This window comes from Paenibacillus xylanexedens (assembly GCF_007680605.1).
GTDB classification, from domain to species: Bacteria; Bacillota; Bacilli; order Paenibacillales; family Paenibacillaceae; genus Paenibacillus; species Paenibacillus xylanexedens_B.
Genome location: NZ_VEIO01000001.1, coordinates 1,255,324 through 1,281,628 on the forward strand (window position 1 = coordinate 1,255,324; position 26,305 = coordinate 1,281,628).

At 46.6% G+C, this 26,305-nt stretch carries 12 protein-coding genes; 11 read left to right on the top strand and 1 reads right to left on the bottom strand.

Translation table 11 applies throughout. The features are described from left to right. Positions 1-101 precede the first annotated feature (101 nt). From FS818_RS05720 to rhaA, 7 genes are all read left to right on the top strand, one after another. Entirely contained in the window at positions 102-1,124 is a 1,023-nt protein-coding gene (locus FS818_RS05720) for an SDR family oxidoreductase (protein ID WP_145330406.1), read from the top strand. A gap of 176 nt (positions 1,125-1,300) precedes the next feature. Beyond that, the gene (locus tag FS818_RS05725) at positions 1,301-8,785 is read left to right on the top strand and encodes a fibronectin type III domain-containing protein (protein WP_145330408.1); all 7,485 of its coding nucleotides are present in this window, start codon (positions 1,301-1,303) and stop codon (positions 8,783-8,785) included. Positions 8,786-8,920: 135 nt separating this feature from the next. Next, on the top strand, positions 8,921-9,631 hold the full coding sequence (treR, locus tag FS818_RS05730; RefSeq protein WP_145330410.1) for a trehalose operon repressor: 711 nt from the start codon (positions 8,921-8,923) through the stop codon (positions 9,629-9,631). A 237-nt stretch (positions 9,632-9,868) separates the two neighbouring features. Continuing rightward, the gene (locus FS818_RS05735) at positions 9,869-13,192 is read left to right on the top strand and encodes a DUF5107 domain-containing protein (RefSeq protein WP_397351716.1); all 3,324 of its coding nucleotides are present in this window, start codon (positions 9,869-9,871) and stop codon (positions 13,190-13,192) included. Positions 13,193-13,254: 62 nt separating this feature from the next. Next, positions 13,255-15,630 (top strand): beta-galactosidase, encoded by a 2,376-nt coding sequence (locus tag FS818_RS05740; protein ID WP_260989791.1) that lies wholly within the window; start codon positions 13,255-13,257, stop codon positions 15,628-15,630. Between the two features lie 257 nt (positions 15,631-15,887). Then, the gene (locus FS818_RS05745; protein ID WP_145330412.1) at positions 15,888-17,957 is read left to right on the top strand and encodes a bifunctional aldolase/short-chain dehydrogenase; all 2,070 of its coding nucleotides are present in this window, start codon (positions 15,888-15,890) and stop codon (positions 17,955-17,957) included. A 14-nt stretch (positions 17,958-17,971) separates the two neighbouring features. Then, on the top strand, positions 17,972-19,228 hold the full coding sequence (gene rhaA, locus FS818_RS05750) for an L-rhamnose isomerase (protein WP_145330414.1): 1,257 nt from the start codon (positions 17,972-17,974) through the stop codon (positions 19,226-19,228). 56 nt (positions 19,229-19,284) lie between these two features. Here the strand turns inward: rhaA and FS818_RS28700 are convergent, their stop codons facing one another. Next, positions 19,285-19,428 (bottom strand): hypothetical protein, encoded by a 144-nt coding sequence (locus FS818_RS28700; protein WP_186331595.1) that lies wholly within the window; start codon positions 19,426-19,428, stop codon positions 19,285-19,287. Between the two features lie 232 nt (positions 19,429-19,660). Between FS818_RS28700 and FS818_RS05755 the strand changes: the two genes are divergently transcribed. From FS818_RS05755 to FS818_RS05770, 4 genes are all read left to right on the top strand, one after another. Further along, positions 19,661-21,334 carry a ribonuclease J gene (locus FS818_RS05755; protein WP_145330416.1) on the top strand — a complete coding sequence of 558 codons (1,674 nt, stop codon included), beginning with the start codon at positions 19,661-19,663 and terminating at the stop codon, positions 21,332-21,334. A 234-nt stretch (positions 21,335-21,568) separates the two neighbouring features. Continuing rightward, the gene (locus FS818_RS05760; RefSeq protein WP_145330418.1) at positions 21,569-22,552 is read left to right on the top strand and encodes a LacI family DNA-binding transcriptional regulator; all 984 of its coding nucleotides are present in this window, start codon (positions 21,569-21,571) and stop codon (positions 22,550-22,552) included. 176 nt (positions 22,553-22,728) lie between these two features. Further along, entirely contained in the window at positions 22,729-24,219 is a 1,491-nt protein-coding gene (locus FS818_RS05765) for a glycoside hydrolase family 32 protein (protein ID WP_145330420.1), read from the top strand. Positions 24,220-24,245: 26 nt separating this feature from the next. After that, positions 24,246-26,231 (top strand): sucrose-specific PTS transporter subunit IIBC, encoded by a 1,986-nt coding sequence (locus tag FS818_RS05770; RefSeq protein WP_145330422.1) that lies wholly within the window; start codon positions 24,246-24,248, stop codon positions 26,229-26,231. The last annotated feature ends 74 nt before the right edge of the window (positions 26,232-26,305 follow it).

Here is a 26,305-nt window from a genome sequence, read left to right on the forward strand (position 1 = left end):
CAACTCATACGCAGGAGTAAGGTTCGGTCAACCGGACTTTGCTCCTTTTTTGCCTGCATGATATCATGAACAAGGAACATAATCGATCTGGAGGTGTAGCAATGAAAGCGCTATTTATCGGAGGAACAGGCACAATAAGTACAGCTATTACCGACATGCTTGCGAAGCAAGGTTGTGAATTGTATTTGATTAATCGCGGCAATCATAACGATGATTTACCTGCAGGAGTCAAGGTTCTTCAAGCCGACATTAATGACGAAAAACAGGTAGCAGATCTGATTGCCGATTTACAATTTGATGTAGTTGCGGACTTTATTGCTTTTGTACCCGCTCAGCTGGAGAGAGATTATCGTTTGTTTCAAGGCAAGACCAAGCAGTTCATTTTTATAAGCTCCGCATCAGCATATCAGACACCATTGTCGGATTACAGAATTACCGAAGGAACGCCGTTATCCAATCCATTCTGGGAGTACTCCCGTAACAAAATTGCGTGTGAAGACTACCTGATGAAATTATATCGGGATGAAGGTTTTCCCGTGACTATTGTTCGTCCAAGCCATACTTATGGCAATAAGTCTGTACCGCTTGGTGTACATGGTGCAAAGGGAAGCTGGCAAGTTCTGAAGCGTATGCTTGAAAATAAACCAGTGATCATTCACGGTGACGGCACTTCGTTATGGACGATTACACACAACACCGATTTTGCCAAAGGTTTTATCGGCTTAATGGGCAACATCCACGCCATCGGTGAGGCTGTACATATCACCTCGGATGAGTCTGTCACATGGAACCAGATCCATGAGATTATCGCCGACGTGCTTGGCGTAAAACTGCATGCGGTTCATGTGCCATCGGATTTTTTGGCGGCTAGCAGTGATTTGGATTTCAGGGGTGGTTTGCTTGGAGATAAAGCCAACACGGTTGTTTTTGACAACAGCAAACTGAAACGGCTGGTTCCTGAATTTGTAGCAACGACAAGGGCGGACCAGGGCATTCGCAACACGATTGAGCATATTCTGGAGCACCCGGAATTACAGATGGAGGACCCTGAATTCGATCAATGGTGTGACCTTGTTGTCAGCACATTGGACGAGGCATTGCTCAAAATCAGAGATGGAAAGTAAGACTCATAATAGGGGCGAATTTTATACGCATTATCATTCCAGGTATTTACATTCGATTTCCGAATCGTTATAATCAATAAAAAAATAACACTTTAGGGGAGGCACCCCAACTCAGGACATTGTTCCTTGGTTGGGGTGCCTCCTTTTTTTGTGTGCACAAAAAGGAGAGCAAGGTATTGAAAAACTCAAGAAAACGGTTGAAAAAGCAGGCGGAGCAAATGTCTAAAGTGATGCTGGCGGTTGCACTATTGTCGCCTCAGACATGGATACCTGAATGGAGCCATGCGGGCACGGCAATGGCAGCAACGGTAGAGAATATCGGGGTGGTATCCGATACATCCTCATTAAAGGTGGTACAATCCTCCAAAGTGAAAGTGGAGATGAACAGTGATGGAAAATACCGAATCGTATTACTACCAAGTACGAACGTTTTTTACGGAGGTGACACCGGTAACGTATCGACGATTATTGACCATCACGGCACAGCAATCAATTTCAAATCATTGCCGCTGAATTATTATCGGATTAACAACAATGTCATCGAGATGTCCCGACAAAAAGACAATGTAGAGTATATTTTGCGGGTCTCTATCGTAAATGCGACATCTCAAGGCGGATATATGAAGGTGGAACTGGAAGCGATAAATCGAAGCGGGTCAGCGCTGAATCTCGGGGGGACGTTTTATTGGGATACGATGGTGAACGGCAACGATGCTTCTCCTTTTGAAGTCATTCAGAACGGGTGGCGCAATTATAGCGGAGGCGTACAGGTGACTGCCTTTTACGCAAACACATACAACGTTGTTAATGCTGACCGTGTATTCATGGGACAATATCAAAGCCCGGATAGTGCCCAGTTGACAGGGGGATCGGCACCATCAGCCTATACGATTGGACAGACCGTGAATGCGAGTGATACTGCAGCTCAGTTCTGGTGGGACGCGAGATCAACGGCTAATCAGGGATCACGGAAATTTTCAACCATAGTAGGCATAGGGCCACAAAACGTTCCGCCTTCTTTTACATTAACAGCACCTGCATCAGGTCAAACGTATTACAAAGGGGAACAGTTGCAGATTTCAGGCACAACACGGGATAACGACGTAGGCGATCTGTTAACGGTCAAGTGGTCCATTGATGGCGGGCCTGAGAATGTTCTGACGCAAATAACGGCAACAGGTTCGAACCAGGCTTTTAACACCAGTTATACCTTGCCTGATACATTGCCGGACGGATCTCATTACTTGCAAGTATGGGTTATGGACGATAAAGGTGGGGTATCTTCCGCGGGAACGGTTAACTTCTTGGTTAGAAGTTTTGTCGTACCTGGAACTCCAACATACACCCTTGTGAATAACAATAATCTGACGGTGAACTGGGATAAAAGAGTAAATGATGCTTCTGTAACGTATGAACTGAAAAATATGACAACGAATCAGACTTACGATACAGGTACATCCAACACCAGACAGCTCACGGGTCTAACACCCAATACGAGTTATTCTTTTGCCGTGCGTGCGAAAAATACAAGTGGTGCTTACACAGGCTACTCGGCAACATCCTCTAAATATACACTTGCGAATCCGCCTGCGGATGTTGCCGTTTCACAAGTCGGCAATAATGTAACAGCCAGCTGGACTGAGAACGGTAACCCAGTTGGTACCAGATACAGGACTGAAATTCGCAATGTGAACGGACAAGTGCTTCAATCATCAACGACGACTTCTACCGGGATGAATACATCATTAACAGGACTTGAGGATGGACGTTATGAACTGCATGTAGTAGCTTTGAATGCTGAAGGTATTCAGACATCCTCAGTCTTGGCAGGGCCGATTATGAAAGATACAACCGGGCCGTCTGCTCCGTCCATTACCATCACCCCTTCAACGTGGACCAAAGAAGAGATTCTTGTGAAGGTCGAAGCGGGGACGGATCAATGGAGTGGAACACAGAAGACGGAAGTGAAGATCGGCCTTACTGGTGAATGGAGAGAATACACCGGGCCATTCACGATGAACGATGAGGGAAGTACAACAATCACGGTACGGAGTGTGGATGCATTCGGGAACTTGGGTCAGGAAAGCCATGTGACTGCAAGAGTTGACCGGACGGCTCCAACCCCGCCGTTGATTTCCTTGAATCCAGCGGAATGGACGAAGGAAGCGGTTGTGGTTACCTTGACGGAAGGCGCGGATGATGCAAGTGGTATCGCCTTAACACAATATAGAGTTGGCGAGAGTACACAATGGATCGATTACAAAACACCGTTCATTCTGAAAGATGAGGGCGTAACCGAAATTTACGCACGCAGTATAGACCGCGCTTCGAACGTAAGTGCTTTGACGTCAACCGTTGCCCGAATTGACAAAACAGCACCTGAACAACCTGTGATCCAATTAAGTGAAGCCGACTGGACGAGAGAGGATGTATCTTTTGTCATTACAAGTGGTGCAGATGAAGGAAGCGGGACAAGCAAAACGCAGTATCGGTTAACAGAGCAAGGGCCTTGGTTAGATTATTTAGGCGAAGTCACGATTAAAGATGAAGGTGAAACCGTAGTTAATGCTCGTACATTTGACCGCGTAGGCAATGTAAGTATATTGGCGCAAGCCACTGCTCGGATCGACAAGACGGCTCCGACAGAACCGGAGATCTCGTTGAGCCAATCCGGCTGGAGTAAAGAAGGGGTACAGTTTACGATCGCTGGAAGTGTGGATGATCGAGAAATTACATATGAATATCGATTGGAAAATGAGGCGTATACAACCGGAAATGAAGGTACGGTCAATACAGAGGGAGCAACCGTAATCTATGCTCGGGCCAAGGATGCAGTCGGTAATGTGAGCAGAGAAGTCAGCAGGACGGCGTATGTGGATAAAACGCTACCGAATATTAGCTTTACTCCTGACGGAGCGGCTTGGACAGATGAAAATATAACAGCCACCGTACAATTCGCAGACAGCCATTCCGGCATAGATGGAACACGACGTTTCTATCAGATCACAGCTCAGGCAGAAGCTCAAGAAGACTGGCTGGAGGCTGAATCCGATCAGCAGAGCATATCCATATCGTCTGAAGGTACTTGGTACATCCACGCCATGACCGCTGACAGAGCAGGCAATACCGTTCAGATGACATCTTCTCCTTATCGAATTCAACGGAAACCTAATCAACCAACTCAAGTCCAGCGGAGTGCGGTTGGTGAAACATCGGTAACACTAACAGCTGATTTACCTTCAGGTGAAACCTACACAGCAGGTTACCAATATGAAATCAAAAATAGAACGACCGGGCAATCCTGGACACTGCAATATCCGAACAATAGCCTTGTTAATGACACATTGAGCGGAGGGCAAGTCTATGAATATGAAGTGAGAGCAAGAAATCATACGGGTATAAGTGAGCCGGCTATTGTGAGTGTTTTAACTTTACCGCCATCTCCAAGTGAAATGCGCATACAAAAAGTGGACGCAGAGCCAAGTCTGGCTAAAATAGACTTTAATCACGTACAGGGAGCCACAGCATATCGGGTGACGGCTACGGATTCTAACGGAAGAATCGTTTTTGAACAAACCATCTCCGATCCGGGAAGTCTTCCTTACATTAGCAACCTTGCTCCCGGAATGGTTCATACGATATCCGTTACGCCTATGAATGCGAGTGGTGCTGGTGCAAGTTGTGTAGCAGCATTTATGACTCTTCCATCCGCTCCGGGTGAGTTCGCGACAGTGCAGATTCGTGAGCATGATATCTCCATGACGTGGGAGTCTGTAACATCGGCTACGTATTATGCACTTGCACGTAACGGGGATATGGTCTACGAAGGAGGGGAACTCTCCTACACGGATGCTGGACTTGAAAGTGGAACAGATTACCGTTATACCGTTGTTGCAGAAAATGAAACAGGCTCAGGTCCTTATGCGAGTTTACCATGGCTAAGAACGTTGCCTGCGCAGGTGACGGGTTTAAGCGTCACGGATGCCTCGAACTCAAGTTTGCATCTGAACTGGGAAGCCGTTCGTGGAGCAGAAGCTTATGAGGTATGGAGTAATGGAGAGAAAGTGGGCCAGATTACAGCTGACAAGAATGCATGGACACTGACGAATCTGAATCCGGGATCGGCGTACCAGCTTGAAGTTCGGGCGGTAAACAGAGGTGGACATGGAATGAGTAGTTCAATAACGGGACTAACTATTCCCGATAGTCCAATAGGACTTCACGTTGTAAGGGCTACGGAACAGGGAGCGACGCTGAGTTGGGAAGCGGTGGCTGGAGCAGACAAATACCGTGTGACCATTGATGGGCAAACGTACGAGATATCGGATACAGAGCTTACCGTTAACCACCTGTCAGGTAGCAATCTGTATACGTATGAAGTGCAGGCAGGGAATGCTGCGGGGTACAGTGAAATCGTAACGAGCACTGTTCTAACGCTGCCAAGGAGGCCGGAAGGATTACGGGTCAGCTTAACGGAAGAAACGCAGATCGGTATTCGCTGGCAAGCTGTTCCTACAGCAGAGATGTATATCGTTATGATTAATGGTGTAGAGACAGGCAGAACGTCTGATCTCGAATTTAGAGCGGAGGGATTGTTACCCGGCCAAGAATACACGTTGCAGGTGCAAGCGGTAAACGCAGCGGGTGCTGGTGCACAAGCTGAGCTTGTGCGATTGTCCAAGCCTTCTCGTCCAACGAACATTAAGATGCAACCAGATGTACATGTCACCCGCTTGTCATGGTCTGCCGTTCCGGGAGCTTCTGAATATGTCATATTGCAAGAGGATAAAGAAGTATACAGAGGCATGGATACAGATGCCTTAATTACAGGGCTTGAAGCTGGGCAATGGCATCATTATAGGCTATTCGCGGTCAATAGGCAGTCCTCCCGTTCTGAAGCAGCGGAAGTATCGTTTCTGACATTGCCGATTAAACCGGAGAAGGTGGATGTACGTGACGTAACCGAGAATGGGCTTTCACTCGATTTTACTCATACGGGTGTACGTGGAGCTGATCAATATATCATTGAACGTAATGGGCGGGAAGTGGCTCGCATGGAAGCAAGCGAAACTCGATTTGTAGAAGAAGATTTAAAACCGGGCACAATGTACACTTACGTTATCCGTGCAGTGAATGCAAGCGGTACCGGTGCACCGTTGACGATCAGAACGATGACACAAACGCTACCGCTCACAGCAGACACGATTGAAGTGATTCCGGGAACCTATTCACAAGACATAAGCTGGGAAGCAGTCACCGGGGCCGTTGCCTATGAAATTCGAAACCAGGCTACAGGGGAGATCACAAGTGTATCTGAGCCTTATGCACATCTCGTGAGTATGGAGGACGGCACGGTGTATCGATTAGAAATTGTGGCTGTAAATGAGCAGGGACAGCGCTCCAAACCTGTTCAGATCGAAACGTTAACGAAGCCTGCAGCGCCGCAGACTGCGAGTGTAGATCAGTTCACAGATCGGGCAGTCAAGCTGGATATATCGGATAGTTTTGTCCGAGGTGTGGAGCAATTTATCATTCGGCGGGATGGTGTCGAGATTGCGAGAATTGTTGCAAATCAGGCAGATCAGAAGCAGTTTGAAGACAGTGGGCTCGTACCAGGAGAGCGCTATACGTATTCTATTCATACATTTAATACAGCGGGCGAGAGTGAAAACGGGTTTTACCTTGAGGTGAGAACCTTGCCAGCAACGGTGGATGAAGTGTTGAGTGCACAAGAGATTGGGGAAGAAGATGCCGTACTGGTCTGGCCTAAGGTACAGGGAGCGGAAGGCTACATTGTTCGCATTAATGATGAGGAAGTCACTAGATTAGATGACGCGAACAAGACAGAATTCAGGTTAACGAATATGAGTAGTGCGGACGTGAACGACAAAATTAAAGTCATACCGGTCAACTCGGCAGGAGAAGGCGCAGCAATTATAGTTGCACCATTTTACACTTTGCCTCGCATTGATTCGCTCGATATGAGAGTCTTTCCAGAGTCTGATCATATCCAACTGGAGTGGGATTTCTCCTATCCCAACGAAACGTTTGTGATTGTATTGGATGGTGTGGAGCGATATCGGGGACGGAATCAAGAATATGTAGTTGACGGACTTGAGGCGGGCAAACAATATCAGCTTGAGGTATATACGGTAAATGGTGAGCAGACTGCATCGGACAAAAGAAGCTATTCCCTCTTAACCAAGCCGGGTTCCCCGATAAATGTAGCCTATGAAGCGACCAAGGATCAGGTACATCTTCTATTGGAAGAAGCGCGTGCGGCTGGTGCTGAGCAGTTTTCAATTGAACGGAATGGCCTGGAGATTGCCCGTATTAACGCCAAGGAGACAAGGTATGAAGATACGGATCTTGAGCCCGGAACACGATACAACTATGTTATTCGAGCGATCAACGCTTCGGGCACAAGTGATGACGGATTTATGTTGCAAGCTGTGACTTTACCTGGCAAGTTAGATGTACCACCAGTTGTGCAGGATCGTTCGGTATCTGGTGCGACGCTCGTTTGGGAACTTGTACCCGGTGCAGCAGGTTATCGGATTTATCAAAATAAAGAAGTAGTCGGAACAACAGCGGAAACGTCACTTCAACTCTCCGGATTGACTAGTGCTACAGAATATGATGGTTTTAGTATTATTCCTTATAATGAGGCCGGTGAAGGGGAAGGCATGAAGGTGCCGGAGTTTGGTACGCTACCCTCGTTGCTTGAATCGATTACAGCCACCGCCAAAGGGCCTGATCATATCCTGCTCACGTGGAGATTGGAAACCCAAAATGAGATTGTTGTCATCGCTTATAAGGATCAGGAGATTTATCGCGGACAAGAGCGAGAATATGTCTGGAAAGGGTTAGATGCAGAACGTCATTACGGGATTTCAGCGTGGACGGAAAATACGGCTGGTGAGGCAAGTGAGAAGAAAAGCGCAGCAGCAACAACCATTTCGGTTCCAGTAGTTTTATCGAACGGTGGAAGTGCAGGAAACAACACCAGTACCAATGATTCCAAGGAAAAGAATGAGGAAAAAGATAAGGATACAACGAATACCCAGCCTGAAGGAATAACAAGTAAGCGAGTTGCTTTTTTGGATATTGACCAAACGTTTAATAAAGACCAGATTACTTGGCTTGCTGAGCACAATATCATACAAGGGGTAAGCTCAACGCGTTACGAACCGCGTCGCCCCATTACTCGTGCGGAGTTTACAGCCCTTATTGTGCGTTTAATGAAGCTGGATATCTCGTTGAAACCATCTCATGTTTTTGAGGATGTGAATGACACGGATTGGTTTGCACCTGAGATCAACACAGCAGCCGAACGTGATGTTGTACAAGGTATGGGAAATGGAAAATTTGCTCCACATGCTCTGGTGACACGCGAGCAAGCCTCCAAAATTATAGCCAATGTGGTTCATCAGATTAGAAGCGAGCCGATCATCTCACATAAGACATTCACTGACCAGGTCGATGTCTCCAACTGGGCCAAAGAGGAAGTCGCGGAGTTAGCAGGTATTTATATGATTAACGGATACGAGGACGGCAGCTTCCGCCCATTACAAGCGTTGAGCAGAGCTGAAGCGGCCGCGTTAATATTCCGTTTGAATAAACTGATGCAGGTCATAGCCAGCAACACAGATTCCCTTTGAATTGGATTTAATGTTATTATTGGTGTAATTACTGTATATACTTTGGACTATTAATTTACAGATAAATATCTTTAGTTCAGTTTATATAAGTTGCTAATATGACATAAAAAGGGTAATGAACTATGGTGATGAAAAATGAATAATAAATTTATCCGAATATACGAAGATATCGCTGGACGTATTCGGAACGGAGACATCGAAGCGGGCACACTGCTTCAATCAGAGCTGGATTTATCAGAACGGTATCAAACATCCAGAGAAACGATACGTAAAGCACTGAAAATGCTATATGAAGAAGGTTATATTCAGAAGATTCAGGGTAAGGGATCCATTGTACTGGATATCCGTAAAATTGATTTTCCCGTGTCAGGTCTCGTTAGCTTTAAGGAGCTCGCACAAAAAATGGGACACCGCGCACAAACGGTTGTGAAGCTGTTTGAGGAACAAGGGGTGGATCAGGCGCTCAGCCAAAAGACCAGCTTTGGTCTGAATGAACAAGTGTGGCAGATCAATCGAGTTCGCATTGTGGATGGAGAACATGTCATTCTCGATAAAGACTACATCAGTCAGCGCTTAATTCCGGGGCTGAATCAGGAAATCTGTAATGACTCCATCTATGAGTATATTGAACAGAAGCTTGGGCTATCGATTTCTTATGCCAAGAAAGAAATTTTGGTGGAGGAGCCTACGGCTGAGGATCGCGAGTTACTGGATCTTGACGGTTTTCACAACGTTGTTGTCGTGAGAAGTCAGGTGTATCTAGAAGATACTAGTCAGTTCCAGTATACGGAATCCCGGCATCGACCGGACAAATTCACATTTGTGGACTTTGCCAGACGCAAGTAAACGGAGTAGAAAGGTAAGAATATATGTAATGCGTATTCAGTAATTGAAGACATAATCTAATGTCGACAGAAAAAGAGTATCAGGTCACTGGAATCAGAGGTGACCGGATACTCTTTTTGCCATGCAACATTCCAGTTATGATCCGAAGATCGTCCATCAATAACCGTTAAATGTCAATGTCAGTCTCGCTGATCTAAGCGTATGATCATCCTATCTCGAAGCAAGGAGTGAGCGAATTTGGAATTGAAGCAGGTTAGCGCAGAGACGTCCGTTCGGATCTGGGAAGAGAATAGGGACATTCCAACGTATGGCACAGGTAAACCCGATAGAAATCCAATGTTTCTTGAAAAACGAATCTATCAGGGCAGTTCGGGTAAGGTATATCCTTATCCCGTCATTGATCGAATCGAGAATGAGGCGAGACTGCAATCGTATCGATTGATTATTCTTGAAAACGAATATATCCGCATTGAGATCATGCCAGAACTCGGTGGCCGTATCTATCGTGCGCTGGATCTGACAAACCAGTATGATTTCGTCTATTACAACCGAGTGATCAAACCTGCTTTGGTTGGTCTTGCTGGGCCTTGGATATCAGGAGGCATTGAGTTCAACTGGCCACAGCACCATCGACCAAACACATTTGGCAAAGTAGATTGCACTTATAGTAGCAATAAGGACGGAAGCGCTACCGTATGGGTGGGTGAGATCGATCGCATGTACGGTACCAAGGTGACGACGGGTTTTACTTTGTATCCCGGGAGAGCTTATCTGGAGATTCATTCCCAAGTATACAATCGGACAAGTCAACCCCAGACGTTTCTATGGTGGGCTAATCCAGCGGTCGCTGTGAACGATGATACACAATCTGTGTTTCCACCAGACGTAAACGCCGTAATGGATCATGGGAAACGTGACGTTTCCCGATTTCCCATTGCTACAGGAACGTATTATAAGATGGATTATTCGGAGGGGGTGGATATTTCACGGTACAAGAATATTCCGGTGCCTACTTCCTACATGGCATACAAGTCCGAATATAACTTTGTAGGTGGGTATGATCATCGTTTACAGGCAGGACTGTTACATGTTGCCAATCATCATATCTCACCAGGCAAGAAACAATGGACCTGGGGTAATGGGGATTTCGGAAAAGCATGGGACAGGCAATTGACGGATGAAGATGGGCCGTACATTGAACTGATGACAGGTATTTTTACGGATAATCAGCCTGATTTTAGTTGGCTACAGCCATATGAGAGCAAATCGTTTACTCAATATTTCATGCCTTACAAAGATGTGGGTGTAATAAAAAATGCAACGATTGAAGCAACAGTTAATTTTGCGCTGGATAAGCACACGGGAACGGCCAAGATTCTGGTTTACGCGACAGCTATTTACGAGCAAGTCTCTATTCAAGTGAAGGGTGTTGCAGGGACTTATTTTGAAGACACATGTGATATCTCGCCAACACAATCATATACAGGCACATTCCCATGGAATGGAGAGGAAGAATGGCATCAATTACAGCTGAGTGTATGTACGAAAGAGGGAAGAGTACTTGTGGCGTACCAGCCAGAACAGACCCGCAATCAGGAAGTGCCTGATCCTGCGAAGCCGCTGCCACTCCCCTCAGAGATCCAGACCAACGAACAGCTCTATCTCGCAGGCCTTCATCTGGAGCAGTACCGACATGCAACCTACGAACCGGAATTATATTATCTAGAAGGACTGAAACGTGATCGTACCGATATCCGCCTGAATGTTGCATATGGAACTTTACTTTTACGAAGATGCCTATTTCAGGAGGCAGAGACTCATTTCAGACAGGCCGTTCAGTCCCTCACATGGAAAAATACCAATCCGTATGATAGTGAAGCTTATTACCAGCTTGGTTTGAGTTTGAAGCTTCAAGGAAAGATGAAAGAAGCCTATGATGCAATATATAAAGCCGTTTGGTCCGCACAGTTTCAGGATATCGGATATTTCACTCTCGCCCAGATGGATATAGCTCAGGATCAGTACGCACAGGCACTCGAACACATTGAATGTGCGCTAATTCGAAACAGCAGAAATCTCAAAGCACGTCACTTGAAGACATCATTGCTTCGAAAAACGGGGTGTCACTCGCAAGCCATTGAGTTTGCTCGTGAAACGCTGGATATGGACCCGATGGAATATGGGACGGCATATGAACTGATGTTATTGTCTGCGGAGCAGGCGAAGGAGTATTTCTTGCTGATAATGAGCGGGGATGTCCACAATTACTTGCACTTGGCTGCAGATTATGCAGAAAGTGGCATGTGGGAGGAAGCACGAAGTGTACTTTCCACAATAAAATCCGATTGGACCAGACCATACCCGATGCTTGGTTATGCTCAGGCATTTCTGTATCGGCAGTTGGATCAACTGGATCAGGCATCTCAATGTCAGGCAGAGGCGAGTGCCGCAGGGACGGAATATTGTTTTCCGAATACACCGTTCGAATGCATGATTCTTCAAGATGCGCTTGAAGCGGACCCGGACGATGCACATGCGCATTATTATATGGGTAACTGGCTCTACGACCACAAACGTTACGAGGATGCGATAAACCACTGGGAGATGTCTTGTAAAATAAACCCGGCTTTCCCTACAGTACACCGAAATCTAGGTCTGGCTTATTACAACAAGATGAATCAGCCTGATCAAGCGTTGATCTCGCTGGAGGAAGCATTTCGGCTGGAGCCGCAGGATGCGCGTGTATTCTACGAGTTGGATCAATTACAGAAGAAGCTGGGATGCCCTCCAGCAGAACGATTGCAGCGGTTTGAGGCTCACATGGAGCTGGTACATCAACGGGATGACTTATACATCGAACGGGTTACGTTGTTGAATATGTTAAGTCATCATCAGGAGGCGTTCAATGCCCTGCAAACAAGAACGTTTCATCCATGGGAGGGCGGAGAAGGTAAAGTTACGGGGCAGTATGTGATGGCCCTGACGGAACTTGCTAAGCAAAAACTCACGGAAAAACATACAGAAGAAGCTATAGAATTGTTGCTTCGGGCTCAGAAGTATCCTGAAAATCTGGGGGAAGGCAAGCTTGAAGGCAGCGCAGACAATGCACTTTATTATGTTTTGGGCTGTGCATATGAACAGATGCAGCAGACTGTTGCCGCTGAAGAGAGCTTCCGCAGGGCTTGTTCAGGTTTGCGTGAACCTGCGAGTGCGATGTTTTATAACGACCAACCACCAGAATCTATATTTTATCAGGGACTTGCCTGGCAGAAGCTTAATCATATCCAGGAAGCAAGCAGACGATTTAATAAGCTGATTGATTACGCCGAGCGACATATGTTTGACCATGTTCAGATCGATTATTTTGCCGTATCTTTGCCAGACTTCCTCGTATTCGATGATGATCTGGATCAGCGAAATAAAGAGCACTGCCATTATATGCGGGCATTAGGCCTCCTTGGTCTGGGTAAGAAGCAAGAAGCATCACAGGAATTGCGGCAAGTGCTGGAAAACAATGCAAATCACCAGCAGGCGTTTTTGCTGTTGGCGAAAGGGCTTTAAATTGGATTTTTCACATCGTAACATCCTGCCTATTCTATTGAAGAAAGAGTTGATCTCCTAATATGAAAGATACAATAAACGCGGATATGTGTGAGCACATCAACGAACCAAATGACAAGTTTTGTTCACATCGTTGTATTCGCTTCACATTGGAAGCCGAGGATAAACTGATCCAACCTGGCCACATGGAAGGCTATGGAGGTTACAACACGCGCGGAGAATCCTATGATTTCACCAATTTTTATATGATGCATAACGGTAAACCGCATATTCCGGTCGTCGGGGAATTTCATTTCTCCAGATTTGTCTATCTTCAGTGGGAGGAAGAATTGTTGAAGATGAAAGCAGGGGGAGTGCATATCGTAGCAACCTATATCTTTTGGAATTTCCATGAGGAGCAGGAGGGCGTGTTCAACTGGTCGGGAAACTTGAATTTGCGGCAGTTTGTGGATCTATGTAGTAAACATGAGCTGGCGTTAATTCTTCGGATTGGTCCGTTCTGTCACGGAGAAGTTCGGAATGGCGGTTTGCCGGATTGGCTGTTCAACTATGCATTTGAGGTCCGTTCTAATGACGAGGGGTATTTATTCTATGCGGAACGGTTGTATCAGGAGATTACACGTCAGATTGAAGGCTGTTTTTATCAAAATGGTGGCCCGATTATCGGTATCCAGCTGGAGAATGAATATATGCATGCTGGTGCGCCAATGGATTCGTGGGGTTATTCGCAGGATAGATATATCTCTTCGGGACGTGACGGAAAAGAACATATGGAGCGGCTTCGCCGTATCGCGGAAAACGCGGGCATGAAACCGATGTTTTACACGGCGACGGCTTGGGGGAAAGCGGCAGTTCCTGCGCAGGGTACGTTACCAATGCTTGCAGGATATGCTTATACCCCTTGGGTACCTAATCAGCCACCCAGCGGGGAGTATCTGTTTCGTGACTTGCATCTAAATCCGGCAGAAGAACTGGATTATGATAGTAAACACTACCCAGCGGCCTATTGTGAACTTGCCGGCGGAATGCAGGTTAGTTATCAAGCCCGCCCTGTGGTCGAGGCAGACAGTGTGGAGGCGATGACCATTGTCAAGCTGGCGAATGGTAGTAATATGGTGGGCTATTACATGTATCATGGAGGTTCCAATCCCATTGGTAACAAAACCTACATGAACGAACGTGGATTACCGAAGGTGACGTACGACTATCAAGCACCCATTGGAGAGTTTGGACGTATCGGAGAATCGTATGATCGAATCCGAAGTTTGTCTATGTTCCTGGATGCATATGGGGAGCAGTTGGCACCGATGGGGTGCGTCATTTCTGAGGATCAGTTGACTATTGTGCCAGAAAATACGATGGATCTGCGTTGGTCGGTCCGCCAGCGGTCAGGAGCAGGGTTTCTTTTTATGAATAACTATCAGGATCATATTCATATGCCGGCGCGTGACATTCGACTGGAGCTTCTAACCTCTCAAGGAAATGCGATGTTTCCTCATGAGGAGGGCACCATGCAATTGAATTCTGGCAAAGCAGTAATCCTGCCTTTTCATCTGAATCTTGGGGGGATAAAGCTCATAAGTGCTACAGTTCAACCTCTGACTAAATTTCTGGTAAAAGAGGAGCTTACGGGTGTCTTTTATGCTCATGAAGGCATGGCTCCAGAATATGTAATTGATGCATCCTCTGTAGCAAGTGTGCAACTGACAGCAGGTACAGTCCGTGAACAGGATGGAAAGTACGTGCTTCATCCGGTGGCTGGCAAAAATGACGGCTTTAGTGTTAGCACGGTGGATGGGAAAGTGATTCGTATCGTTACGTTAACGCGTGAGGAAGCACTGCGAAGTTATCTTTTTGAACTAGACGGAGAAAAAAGATTGGTGATCAGTAGCAGTCACATATACCAACAAAATAAGCAGTTGATAAGCACGTCTGTTGGACAGAATGAGATCGAGGTTTCCATATATCCTGCACCTGAGAGGATCATAGCCCCTGAATATACAATCATCTCCCGGATGCAGCTGCAACGGTGGTTTGTAACCTATACTTTACAGGTACCTGTATATCAGCCGGAAGTGGAGATCAATTATCCGCAAGAGCATGCTGCTTCTTTAAAAATAGATACGTGCTGGCCTAAACAGGTACATGACCTGTTTGTAGAGATTGATTATGAAGGGGATGTTGCAGCAGCCTACATTCATCAACAGTTATTGACGGATCATATCCAGTATGGTCACACATGGAACATTGGACTGAAGCAATCCCGGCATTTGTTACATGACCACGCCCTGAGGTTATTAATAACACCTCTTCGTAAGGGAAAGACAGAGCATTTTGTGAATCAAGCGTATGTAGAGAGGTTCCACGGTGTAGAACTGGGCAGGTTCGAGAACATTCGAATGGTGCCGCATTACCGGGTAGCTATAAAGCTTTCCTGAGATTATATTTCAAAGACTTTTACTCTGCCCGTATGGAGTGAAGGTCTTTTTGCTGTCACCCGCTATAACGAATAACGGTGCTAACACCGTACGTACTGTTCATTCAAGTAATATGCGATGAATGTTCATGCCGCTTCGTTTCCTTCTGTATTCTTTGTATTTTTTCTGTTTTTGTTAATAAAATATTTGTTTTCAAAACAAAACAAAGATGATAAACTCAAATAAGGAAGAAAACAAACATTATCGGAGGGGAACAAATGGTACAGAGTTTATGGAATGAAGCGAATGCATCAGAGAAAACAACAGGGCTTGAACAATTGGTCTACCGCTCTAATCTGATCGGAACGGATCGTCGGGTTTGCAATATTTATGGGGGGAACACATCTACTAAAACAACAGTAAAGGATTTTCGCGGTCGTGATGTCGAAGTCATGTATGTGAAAGGGAGCGGATCGGATCTCGGTTCCATGGAAGCAAAGCATTTTACCGGACTGGCGCTTGAGGATATCGGCCCGCTCATGGAACGTGACTCCATGTCGGATGAAGAGATGGTTGAATATCTTGGGCATTGCATGATTGATGCGAAACATCCGCGTGCTTCCATTGAAACGCTCCTACATGCGTTCCTGCCTTACAAACATGTAGATCACACTCACCCGGATGCAATTATCAGCCTCTGTTGCGCGGATAACGGGAAAGAGCTGGCACGTGAAATATATGGAGACCGTTTTGTATGGGTTCCTTATGTGCGTCCAGGTTTTACACTCTCCAAAATGATTGCTGAAAGCGTATCCGCAAATCCGAATGCCGAGCTGGTGCTCATGGAGAAACATGGTCTGGTGACTTGGGGAGAGACCTCTGAGGAATGTTACGCTCAGACGATCAAAATCATTAATGAAGCGGAAGCATTCATCGAGGCACGTCTCAATGAAGCTAATCTGTTTGGCGGCGTGAAGCATCCTGCACTTCCTGCTGAAGTTCGTCGTCAGATTGCTGCTCGGGTGATGCCAATCATTCGCGGAGCGGTGTCGGACAGCAAAAAAATGATTTTGTCCTTTGACGATCAGGAGGATGTACTTGCTTTTGCAGGTGGAGCAGACTCACCGCAGTTATCTCAGGTTGGCGCGGCTTGTCCGGATCATCTGGTGCATACCAAAGTGGTGCCGCTGTTCATTGACTGGACGCCGAATGCGGATGATATAGACGGACTGAAAGCCAAGCTGGCGGAAGGCATTGCTACGTACAAAGAGCAATACAAGCAATATTTTGAGGAGAATAAAAATGAAGGCGACGTAATGTTCGAAGCCGCTCCTCGTGTTATTCTCATTCCGGGCGTAGGGATGATTAATACCGGCAAAAGCTGGGCGTTGTCCCAAGTCAGCGGTGCGCTCTACCATCGGGCGATTGCGGTTATGCGCGGGGCAACAAGCCTCGGTAAATTCGTTTCGCTCAGTGCGAATGAATCTTACAATGTGGAATACTGGCCGCTGGAGTTATATAAATTGTCGCTGGCTCCTGCAGAGACGGAGTTTTCTCGCAAAGTAGCCTTTATTACGGGCGGGGCAGGCGGTATCGGTAGTGAAACAGCACGCAGACTCGTTTCGGAAGGCGCCCATGTTGTGCTTGCAGATCTAAATTTGGAAGGCGCGCAGAAGGTAGCACAGGAAATTAACGATCAATATGGTGCCAATCGTGCATACGCACTCAAGATGGACGTAACAGACGAAGAAGCGGTGCAGGCGGCCTATGCGGAAACAGCTCTGCAATACGGTGGTGTGGATATCATCGTGAATAATGCGGGCCTGGCCACATCCAGTCCATTTGATGAAACTTCATTGAAGGAATGGAATCTGAATATGAGTGTACTGGGCACAGGGTATTTTCTGGTCGCTCGCGAAGCGTTCAAATTGATGAAGGAGCAGGCCATCGGCGGAAGTATGGTCTTCATCGGATCAAAAAACTCGGTATATGCAGGTAAAAGCGCTTCTGCTTACAGCTCGGCCAAGGCGCTCGAAGCCCATCTGGCTCGTTGCATTGCAGCGGAAGGTGGCGAATATGGCATTCGCGTTAATACCATATTACCGGATGCGATTCTGCAAGGTTCCGCGATCTGGAACGGATCATGGAGGAACGAACGTGCGGCCGCATATGGCATTGAACCGGATCAATTGGAAGATTATTATCGCAAACGCACAACGCTGCTCGTTAACATCTATCCGAGAGATATCGCGGAAGGTATTGCCTTCTTCGCTTCATCGAAATCGGAGAAAACGACAGGGTGTATGCTGACCATTGATGGTGGTGTACCAGCGGCATTTACACGTTAAGGGAGGTTAGATCGATGCAAAATCAAGTGGAACAAGCGTATCAAGCTGCGAAGACTTTGTATGCACAACACGGCATCAATACAGATGATGTATTAAATAAGCTTGCAGATATTAAAGTATCCGTGCACTGCTGGCAAGGAGATGATGTCAGGGGTTTCCTCAACCAGGAAGGTGAACTGACGGGTGGTATATCGGTTACGGGAAACTATCCGGGCGCAGCAACAACCCCTGCGGAGCTTCGTGCGGATCTGGAGAAGGCTTTTGCACTCATTCCCGGTAAACATAAAGTCAATTTGCACGCGATCTATGCGGATACAGACGAACAAGTGGAACTGGATCAGATTGAGCCAAGACATTACGAAAATTGGGTGAAGTGGGCGAAAGAGCACGGGCTTGGACTGGACTTCAACCCAACGTGTTTCTCACATGAAAAATCAAGCGACGGCTTCACTCTCAGTCATCCTGACCCGGCGATTCGCAAATTCTGGATTGATCACTGCAAAGCTTCACGGCGAATTGGTGCGTATTTCGGCGAACAATTGGGCCAAGCCTGTGTGACCAACGTATGGGTGCCGGATGGATTCAAGGACAACCCTGTTGACCGGATGGCTCCCCGCAAACGTTTGAAGGACTCCTTGGACGAAGTATTCGCAGAACCGCTGAATCCGAAGCATAATCTGGATGCGGTTGAAAGCAAGCTGTTTGGTCTTGGTTCGGAAGCGTACGTTGTCGGTTCACATGAGTTTTATATGGGATACGGTTTGCAAAATGATACGTTAATCTGCCTGGATGCCGGCCATTTTCATCCAACAGAAGTGATATCTAACAAGCTGTCCTCTCTCGCATTATTTACGAGTGGAATCTTGCTCCATGTTAGCCGTCCAATGCGCTGGGATAGCGATCATGTTGTTATTATGGATGACGAATTGCTTGAAATTGCCCGTGAATTGGTGCGTCACGAACTTCTCGGCACAACCCACATCGGGCTGGACTTCTTTGACGCCAGTATTAACCGTGTGGCGGCATGGGTAGTTGGTACCCGCAATACAATTAAAGCTTTGCTGCGAGCCATGCTGGAACCGGTAGAAGCTTTAAAACAGGCGGAACTGGCTGGAGATTACACGACACGCCTGGCTTTGACGGAGGAGTTCAAATCCTATCCATTTGGCGCAGTATGGGACTACTATTGTGCTCAGCAAGGTGTGCCTGTTCGTGAACAGTGGATTAAGGAGGTTAAGTCCTACGAGCAGGATATACTTCAATCTAGGTAAAATATTGCGAAATAGAATAGCTGGCTAGTAATCCTAGCCAGCTAACTTAAAATGTATTAATAAGGTTCCGGGCAAGCCTTATGCGGAAGCGGGCAAGTCCATTGAGGACCTACTGGTTCTGAAGGTGCAGCAGAGATCAGCGAGGACATAGAAAGAGTTAAGACAGCAATCAATCCAAGTAGAGTCAATTTCTTTTTCATATTTTCACCCCCCCTTATTTTGTAATGATTATATCATTTCTGGGATAAAAAAGTAATATATTGGAATTTTAAAAAAGGGTAATTTTGTGAATGAGCCACTGCGGAATGAAAATTTCCGTATGTGGTTTTTTGGTATACATACATACTTGTGCATAACCAAAGCGTTTCTTTCCATACTAGGAATACACAAGAAGAAATTGAGGATCACCATACAGAGGAGGGTGAAAGCATTTTGAAGTTTGCTCATGACAAACTATATATAGCTGCACTTGGCGGTGTGAATGAAATCGGTAAAAACATGTATTTGATTCAATATGATCAAGACATCATTGTGATTGACTGTGGTTCGAAGTTTCCCGATGAAACGATGCCGGGCATTGATCTCATCGTGCCGGATGTGACGTATTTGCTCGAAAATCAGGATAAAGTAAAGGCCCTTGTTGTCACGCATGGACATGAAGACCATATTGGTGGAATTCCGTATCTTTTAAAACAAATCAATATCCCCGTCTACGCTTCCAGGCTAACACGAGGTCTAATTGAGTTAAAATTGAGAGAGCATAACTTGCTGCGCCAATCGGATCTGCACACCATTGATGCAAACTCTCAGATCACGCTAGGAAGTATCGACGTTTCATTTTTTGCAACGAGTCACAGTATCCCGGACTGTCTGGGTATTTTCTTTCAAACGCCGGCAGGCAATGTGGTGCACACGGGCGACTTCAAATTTGATATGTCCCCTGTAAACGGTCCTTTCCCGGACTTGCACCGCATGGCTGAGATTGGGAAACAAGGGGTGCATGTGCTTCTTTCCGAGAGTACCAATGCCGAAAGACCGGGTTTTACTCCTTCAGAACGTGTTGTCGGGGATCATATTCTGGATGCCTTTATTCGTGCCAAGCAAAAAGTGTTTATCTCTACCTTCGCATCCAATATCAGCAGAGTTCAACAGATCGTGAATGCTGCGTTTCAGACAGGCCGCAAGCTTGCACTGCTTGGACGAAGCATGATTAACGTCGTGAATGTTGCAAGTGAACTCGGTTATCTCGACGTTCCGGACGGACTATTGATCGAGGCCGCTGATTCAGGACAGTTTCCGCGAGAGCAGGTCGTTGTGTTATGTACGGGAAGTCAGGGAGAGGCTATGGCGGCATTGTCACGGTTAGCTGCCGGAAAACATCCTCAAGTAAGCATTGAATCGGGAGATACGGTCATCATTGCCGCAGGAGCAATTCCTGGTAACGAAAGAAACCTCGCCCATGTCATCGACAACTTGTATGTTCTGGGCGCTCGTGTAATTTATGGCTCCAGCGGAGCGGCAGGAATGCACGTATCGGGACATGGCAGTCAGGAAGAGCTGAAGCTGATGCTTACACTGATGAAGCCGGATTATTTGGTACCCATTCACGGTGAATTCCGAATGTTGTATCAGCACAGGTTGCTTGCGGAATCTGTCGGGATTGAGCAAAGTCATGTGTTTATCGTTAATAACGGAGATATGGTGGAATACAGAGACGGAACAGCTTCATTGGGTCCGAAGATTGCCTCAGGTAACAGCTTGGTGGACGGGCTTATTATTGGTGACGTCGGCAATGTGGTGCTTCGGGATCGCAGGCAGCTATCATCGGATGGGATGCTGGTCATTGTAACCACGCTTAGCAAAACAGAAAAACAAATGGTTGCCTCCCCGGAGATCATCTCCCGAGGTTTTGTTTTTGTGAAGGACTCGGAACAATTCATGAAGGAGATTCATGAACGGGTAGTTAACCGTATGGATGAATTAACGGGTGCCGGGGTCAATCAGTGGAATGTGATCAAACGGAAGCTGAAGGATGAGATTGGTCACTACATTTATGCACAAACCAAGCGGCGGCCGATGATTTTACCGATTATTATCGAGGTTTGAACTAAATGTGCGCAGGCAGAACGAAAAATTATTCTTGATTAATGTCTTTAAACTTATGTGTTTACAAAATGAATTTGCCAAGTTCGGTTCAATTCGCATGGAGCATACGACGTCGTGAGCTTCTGCGTGAACCGGGCTTTTTTTGCTATGTTATTCTACTCATATTCGCTGAGGTTTGCGATTCGAGTTATAATACATAAATGAATGATTTTATTGACACTAGAGGAGTTTCATATGAATAAAACGATTTCAGATATCGCTCAAATGGCAGGCGTGGCGAAGAGTACCGTGTCCCGTTTCCTGAATGGTGGCTCAGTCAGCGAGGATACCCGTCAAAAGATTGAGCGTATTATTAAGCAATATAATTATGTTCCGAATACCTTTGCACAGAGTCTCAAAGCCAAAAAGACCAGCATTATCGGTACAGTGGTTCCAAGGCTGGATTCCTATGCGACATCACAGACACTGATCGGCATTGATGAGGAGCTAAGAGGGCTGCAATATCAGATGCTCATTGCGAACACGAGCCAGGACATGCAGCGTGAGATTGATGCCATTTATGATTTTGCCAGACAAAAAGTATCCGGAATCATTCTTCTTGCCGCTGAAGTGACCGATGCACACCTGAAGGCCATAGAAGACATTCGGATTCCGGTGTTACTGGTAGGACAGCAGCATGAGTTACTGCATAGTCTCATTCACAACGACGAACAAGCCGGGTATCTCATGGGCAAATATGTTGTGGAACAAGGACACCGGGACATCGTGTACATGGGAGTAAGCGAGAAGGACCAGGCTGTAGGTATCCATCGTAAACAAGGATTTCGACGTGCCATTGACGAGTGCAGTGATTGCACGGTGAGGTATTATGAAACGAGCTTCAAAATGTCAGAAGCAGCGCTTACGGCAGCGGAGATTTTGCAAGAAAACAGACCCTCTCTTATCGTTGCAGCGACAGATAATATCGCGATGGGTGTCATGAAAACCGCGTCCTTTCAAAAAGTTCGCATCCCGCAGCAAATGTCAGTAGCCGGGTTCGGCGGATACGATATTACTGAAATGATCCACCCGACATTGACTACGGTAAAATATCATTATTTGCAGGCCGGAAAACTCGCCGCAAGTCATATTAGCAAGCTGGTTAAAGGGGAGAGTGTAAGTCAGCACACCGTCATGGATGTTGAATTAATTCCCCGAGAAAGCGTTGACAAAATATAAATCGATCCTTTATGATAATTCCATCGAACCGGTTCCATTCCAGTTTTTAGTTCGAGAATGATGACACCGGTCAGCAACAATGGTTGTATGGAATTATTTTTTTGTCCGCTTTGGAACCGGTTCCTTTAAAGGTGGAACTGCTGATTTTGCATCATGATTGGAGATTGATATGACGTATGAAAATGACAAGAGAGCAGCTCTATCGGCGGATTGAGCAAGCAGAACCGGGAGAGATTGCCACGCTGGAAGCTAAGATCGCTGCATGTCCGTGGAGACAGAGTTATCATATTCAGCCCGTAACCGGTCTGCTTAACGATCCGAACGGATTTTCCTACTATGAAGGTTATTACCATCTGTTTTATCAATGGTTCCCTCTTGGAACGGAGCACGGCATGAAGTACTGGTATCATACCCGTTCGAGTAATTTGGTGAACTGGGAGAATGTTGGTATAGCCATTGAACCAGGGAGTTCTTACGACTCTCATGGAGCGTATTCCGGAAGTGCGATTGAAAAAGATGGCATGTTAAACCTGATTTACACAGGCAATACGCGGGATCGGAACTGGATCAGACATCCGTACCAGTGCTTGGCGTTCATGGATAAAGATAATGTAGTCACAAAATTCGAGCATCCAGTCATTTCTGACGTACCGACTGGATATACCGAACATTTCCGAGATCCGAAGGTGTGGCAGCACGAAGATGTCTATTATGGTGTCATTGGAGCCCAGCGTACGGATGAGACGGGATGCGCGGTGCTTTATCGGTCGGTAGATTTGAAACATTGGCAGTTTCTTGGGGAGATCGGCACAACATTGTCTTCCTTCGGATACATGTGGGAATGCCCCGACTATCTGGAGTTGGAAGGCCAGGGAGTACTCATCTTCTCACCGCAAGGCATTCCGGCCGAATCAGAACGCTACCAAAACATTTATCAATCGGGATACCTCATTGGTGAACCTCTGAACCTGGAGACGAGAGAATTCACACATGGGAAGTTTGAGGAGCTGGATCGCGGCTTTGATTTTTATGCGCCGCAAACGATGCACTCCCCAGACGGAAGACGAATCCTGGTTGCATGGATGGGACTTCCTGATCTGGCGTATCCCACAGATGACAGTGGCTGGGCCCATTGTTTAACGGTTCCACGGCAATTATCGATTCAAGGTGGCAAGCTTATTCAGCAACCCGTTCCTGAAATGGCTCAACTGCGCAAGAATCAGCAAGGTATTCGGACGCAGGACTCGCTTCGCAATGAAATCCGATCCTTTGCAGACTTTCATGGTATCGCTTACGAACTCCAATGTGAGATTAGCCAGAACGATGCAAACCTTGTGGGGATTGAGTTTCGGGCAAGTGATACGGAGAAAACGGTCATTCAGTATGATCGCCTGCAACGCAAACTTATGTTGGATCGCAGTCAGTCCGGTGCGGCACTGTCCGAAGCGAGTGGTACCATTCGCACCTTTACTTTGAATGAAGATATAGATGTAGATGCCGTAATCAAGCTGCATATGTTCGTGGATTCATCTTCGGTCGAGATATTTGTCAACGATGGACAGGAAGTCTTCACCAGCCGAATCTTCCCAAGCCGGGATAGTACGGATATTCGATTTTTTGCACACGGAGGCAAGGCGGATTTCAAAGCAGTCATGTGGAATGTTTAGATTGAATGAGAGAGGGATGAGACAACATGTCGGATAACGGGCGCATTGCCAAAGAGGTCATCCAGGCCGTCGGGGGAAAAGATAATATCGCCTCCTTTGCACATTGTGCGACACGGCTTCGCATCATGGTGAAGGATAAAGAGAAGATTGATCAGAAGCAAGTCGAGAACATCGACAAGGTGAAGGGTGCCTTTTTCAATTCGGGACAATATCAGATTATTTTCGGCACAGGTACGGTCAATCGAATTTTTGAAGAGGTTGAGAAGCAGGGAATTGAAGGGACATCGAAAGAAGACGTGAAGAGTCAGGGAAAAAAGGAAGGCAATGCATTCCAGCGGGCTATTCGCACATTTGGTGACGTCTTTGTTCCGATTATTCCTGTGCTGGTAGCGACAGGGCTGTTCATGGGTCTGCGCGGTCTGCTTACGCAAAATGAAATTCTGGCATGGTTCGGCGCAACACCTGATGACATATCGCCAAATTTTCTGCTCTTCACGCAGATTCTAACGGATACGGCTTTTGCATTTCTGCCTGCACTTGTTGCCTGGTCTGCATTCCGCGTATTCGGCGGGAGCCCTGTGCTCGGGATTGTACTTGGTCTGATGCTGGTGAATCCAGCGCTTCCCAATGCTTATGCTGTAGCTGATGGCTCGGCGCAACCCTTGCATATGTTCGGGTTTATCCCCGTCGTAGGGTATCAGGGATCGGTACTGCCTGCCTTTTTTGTAGGTTTACTCGGTGCAAAGTTTGAAAAAGTATTGCGTAGACGTGTGCCTGAGGCACTGGATTTGATTTTGACTCCATTCATTACGCTAACGGTGATGATTACACTTGGACTATTCGCTATTGGTCCTGTATTTCACTCCCTTGAAGAGTGGGTTCTGCATGGCACAACGGCTGTACTCGATCTGCCTTACGGAATCGCAGGCATTATTATTGGATTCTTCCATCAGATCATTGTGGTTACGGGTGTACATCATATCTTTAACTTTCTGGAGATTCAATTGCTTGAAAAAACGGGCTTCAATCCGTTTAATGCGATTATCACATGTGCGATGGCTGCACAGGGAGCGGCATGTCTTGCGGTGGGTCTGAAAACTAAAAATATGAAGCTCAAGGCACTCGCGCTTCCCTCATCGTTATCGGCATTTCTCGGTATCACTGAACCCGCCATCTTTGGTGTGAATCTACGTTATATGAAACCATTTGTGATGGGTCTGATCGGGGGAGCCGTTGGTGGTTTCATCGCTTCGCTCTTCCATCTGCAAGGTACGGGCATGGCCGTGACGGTAATTCCCGGAACACTTCTGTATCTGAACAGTCAATTGCCTTTATACATTTTGTCCAACGTAACGGCTATGGCGATTGCTTTTGCACTGACATGGTTCTTCGGTTATAAAGATCAACCGATTGAAGCAGAATCCGGCAACGGTTCATCTGTGGAAACAACGTCTGCGTCATCCGTATCGGGCTTAGCTTCTTCTGCATCTGCATCGGTAACGGAATCGCTCAATGCCGCATCTCGTCCCAAAGTGAAACAGCTGGAGATCGCATCCCCGATCCATGGTACACTCGTTGAACTGGAGCAGGTGCCTGATCCGGCATTTGCGGAAAAACATATGGGAGAGGGCTTCGCCATCGAGCCTTCCGAAGGCAAAGTGTACGCTCCGTTTGATGGCGTTGTTGCCCATGTCATGGATAAGAGTAAACATGCGGTTATTTTGGAGCACGAGACAGGAGTTCAACTGCTGGTTCATATCGGTATCAATACCGTCGGTCTGAAAGGAAAAGGTTTTGTTACTTATGTGAAAAGTGGGGATTCCGTACTTGCCGGACAACTGCTCATTGAATTTGATATGGATATCATCGAGGAGGTTGGACTGCCGTTGATTACTCCTGTGCTGATCCCGAGCGGGAACGAGTCTATTGCTTCTGTGAGAGCGATAACAAGCGGAATCGTGCAGGCGAATGAGAAAAAGATACTGACGATAGAGTTTACGGAGCCACAATAGGAAATATCATGTAAAACAAGAGCTACAAAAATCAAGGGAAAACGGGTGGATACACCCGGTTTCCCTTTTTCTAA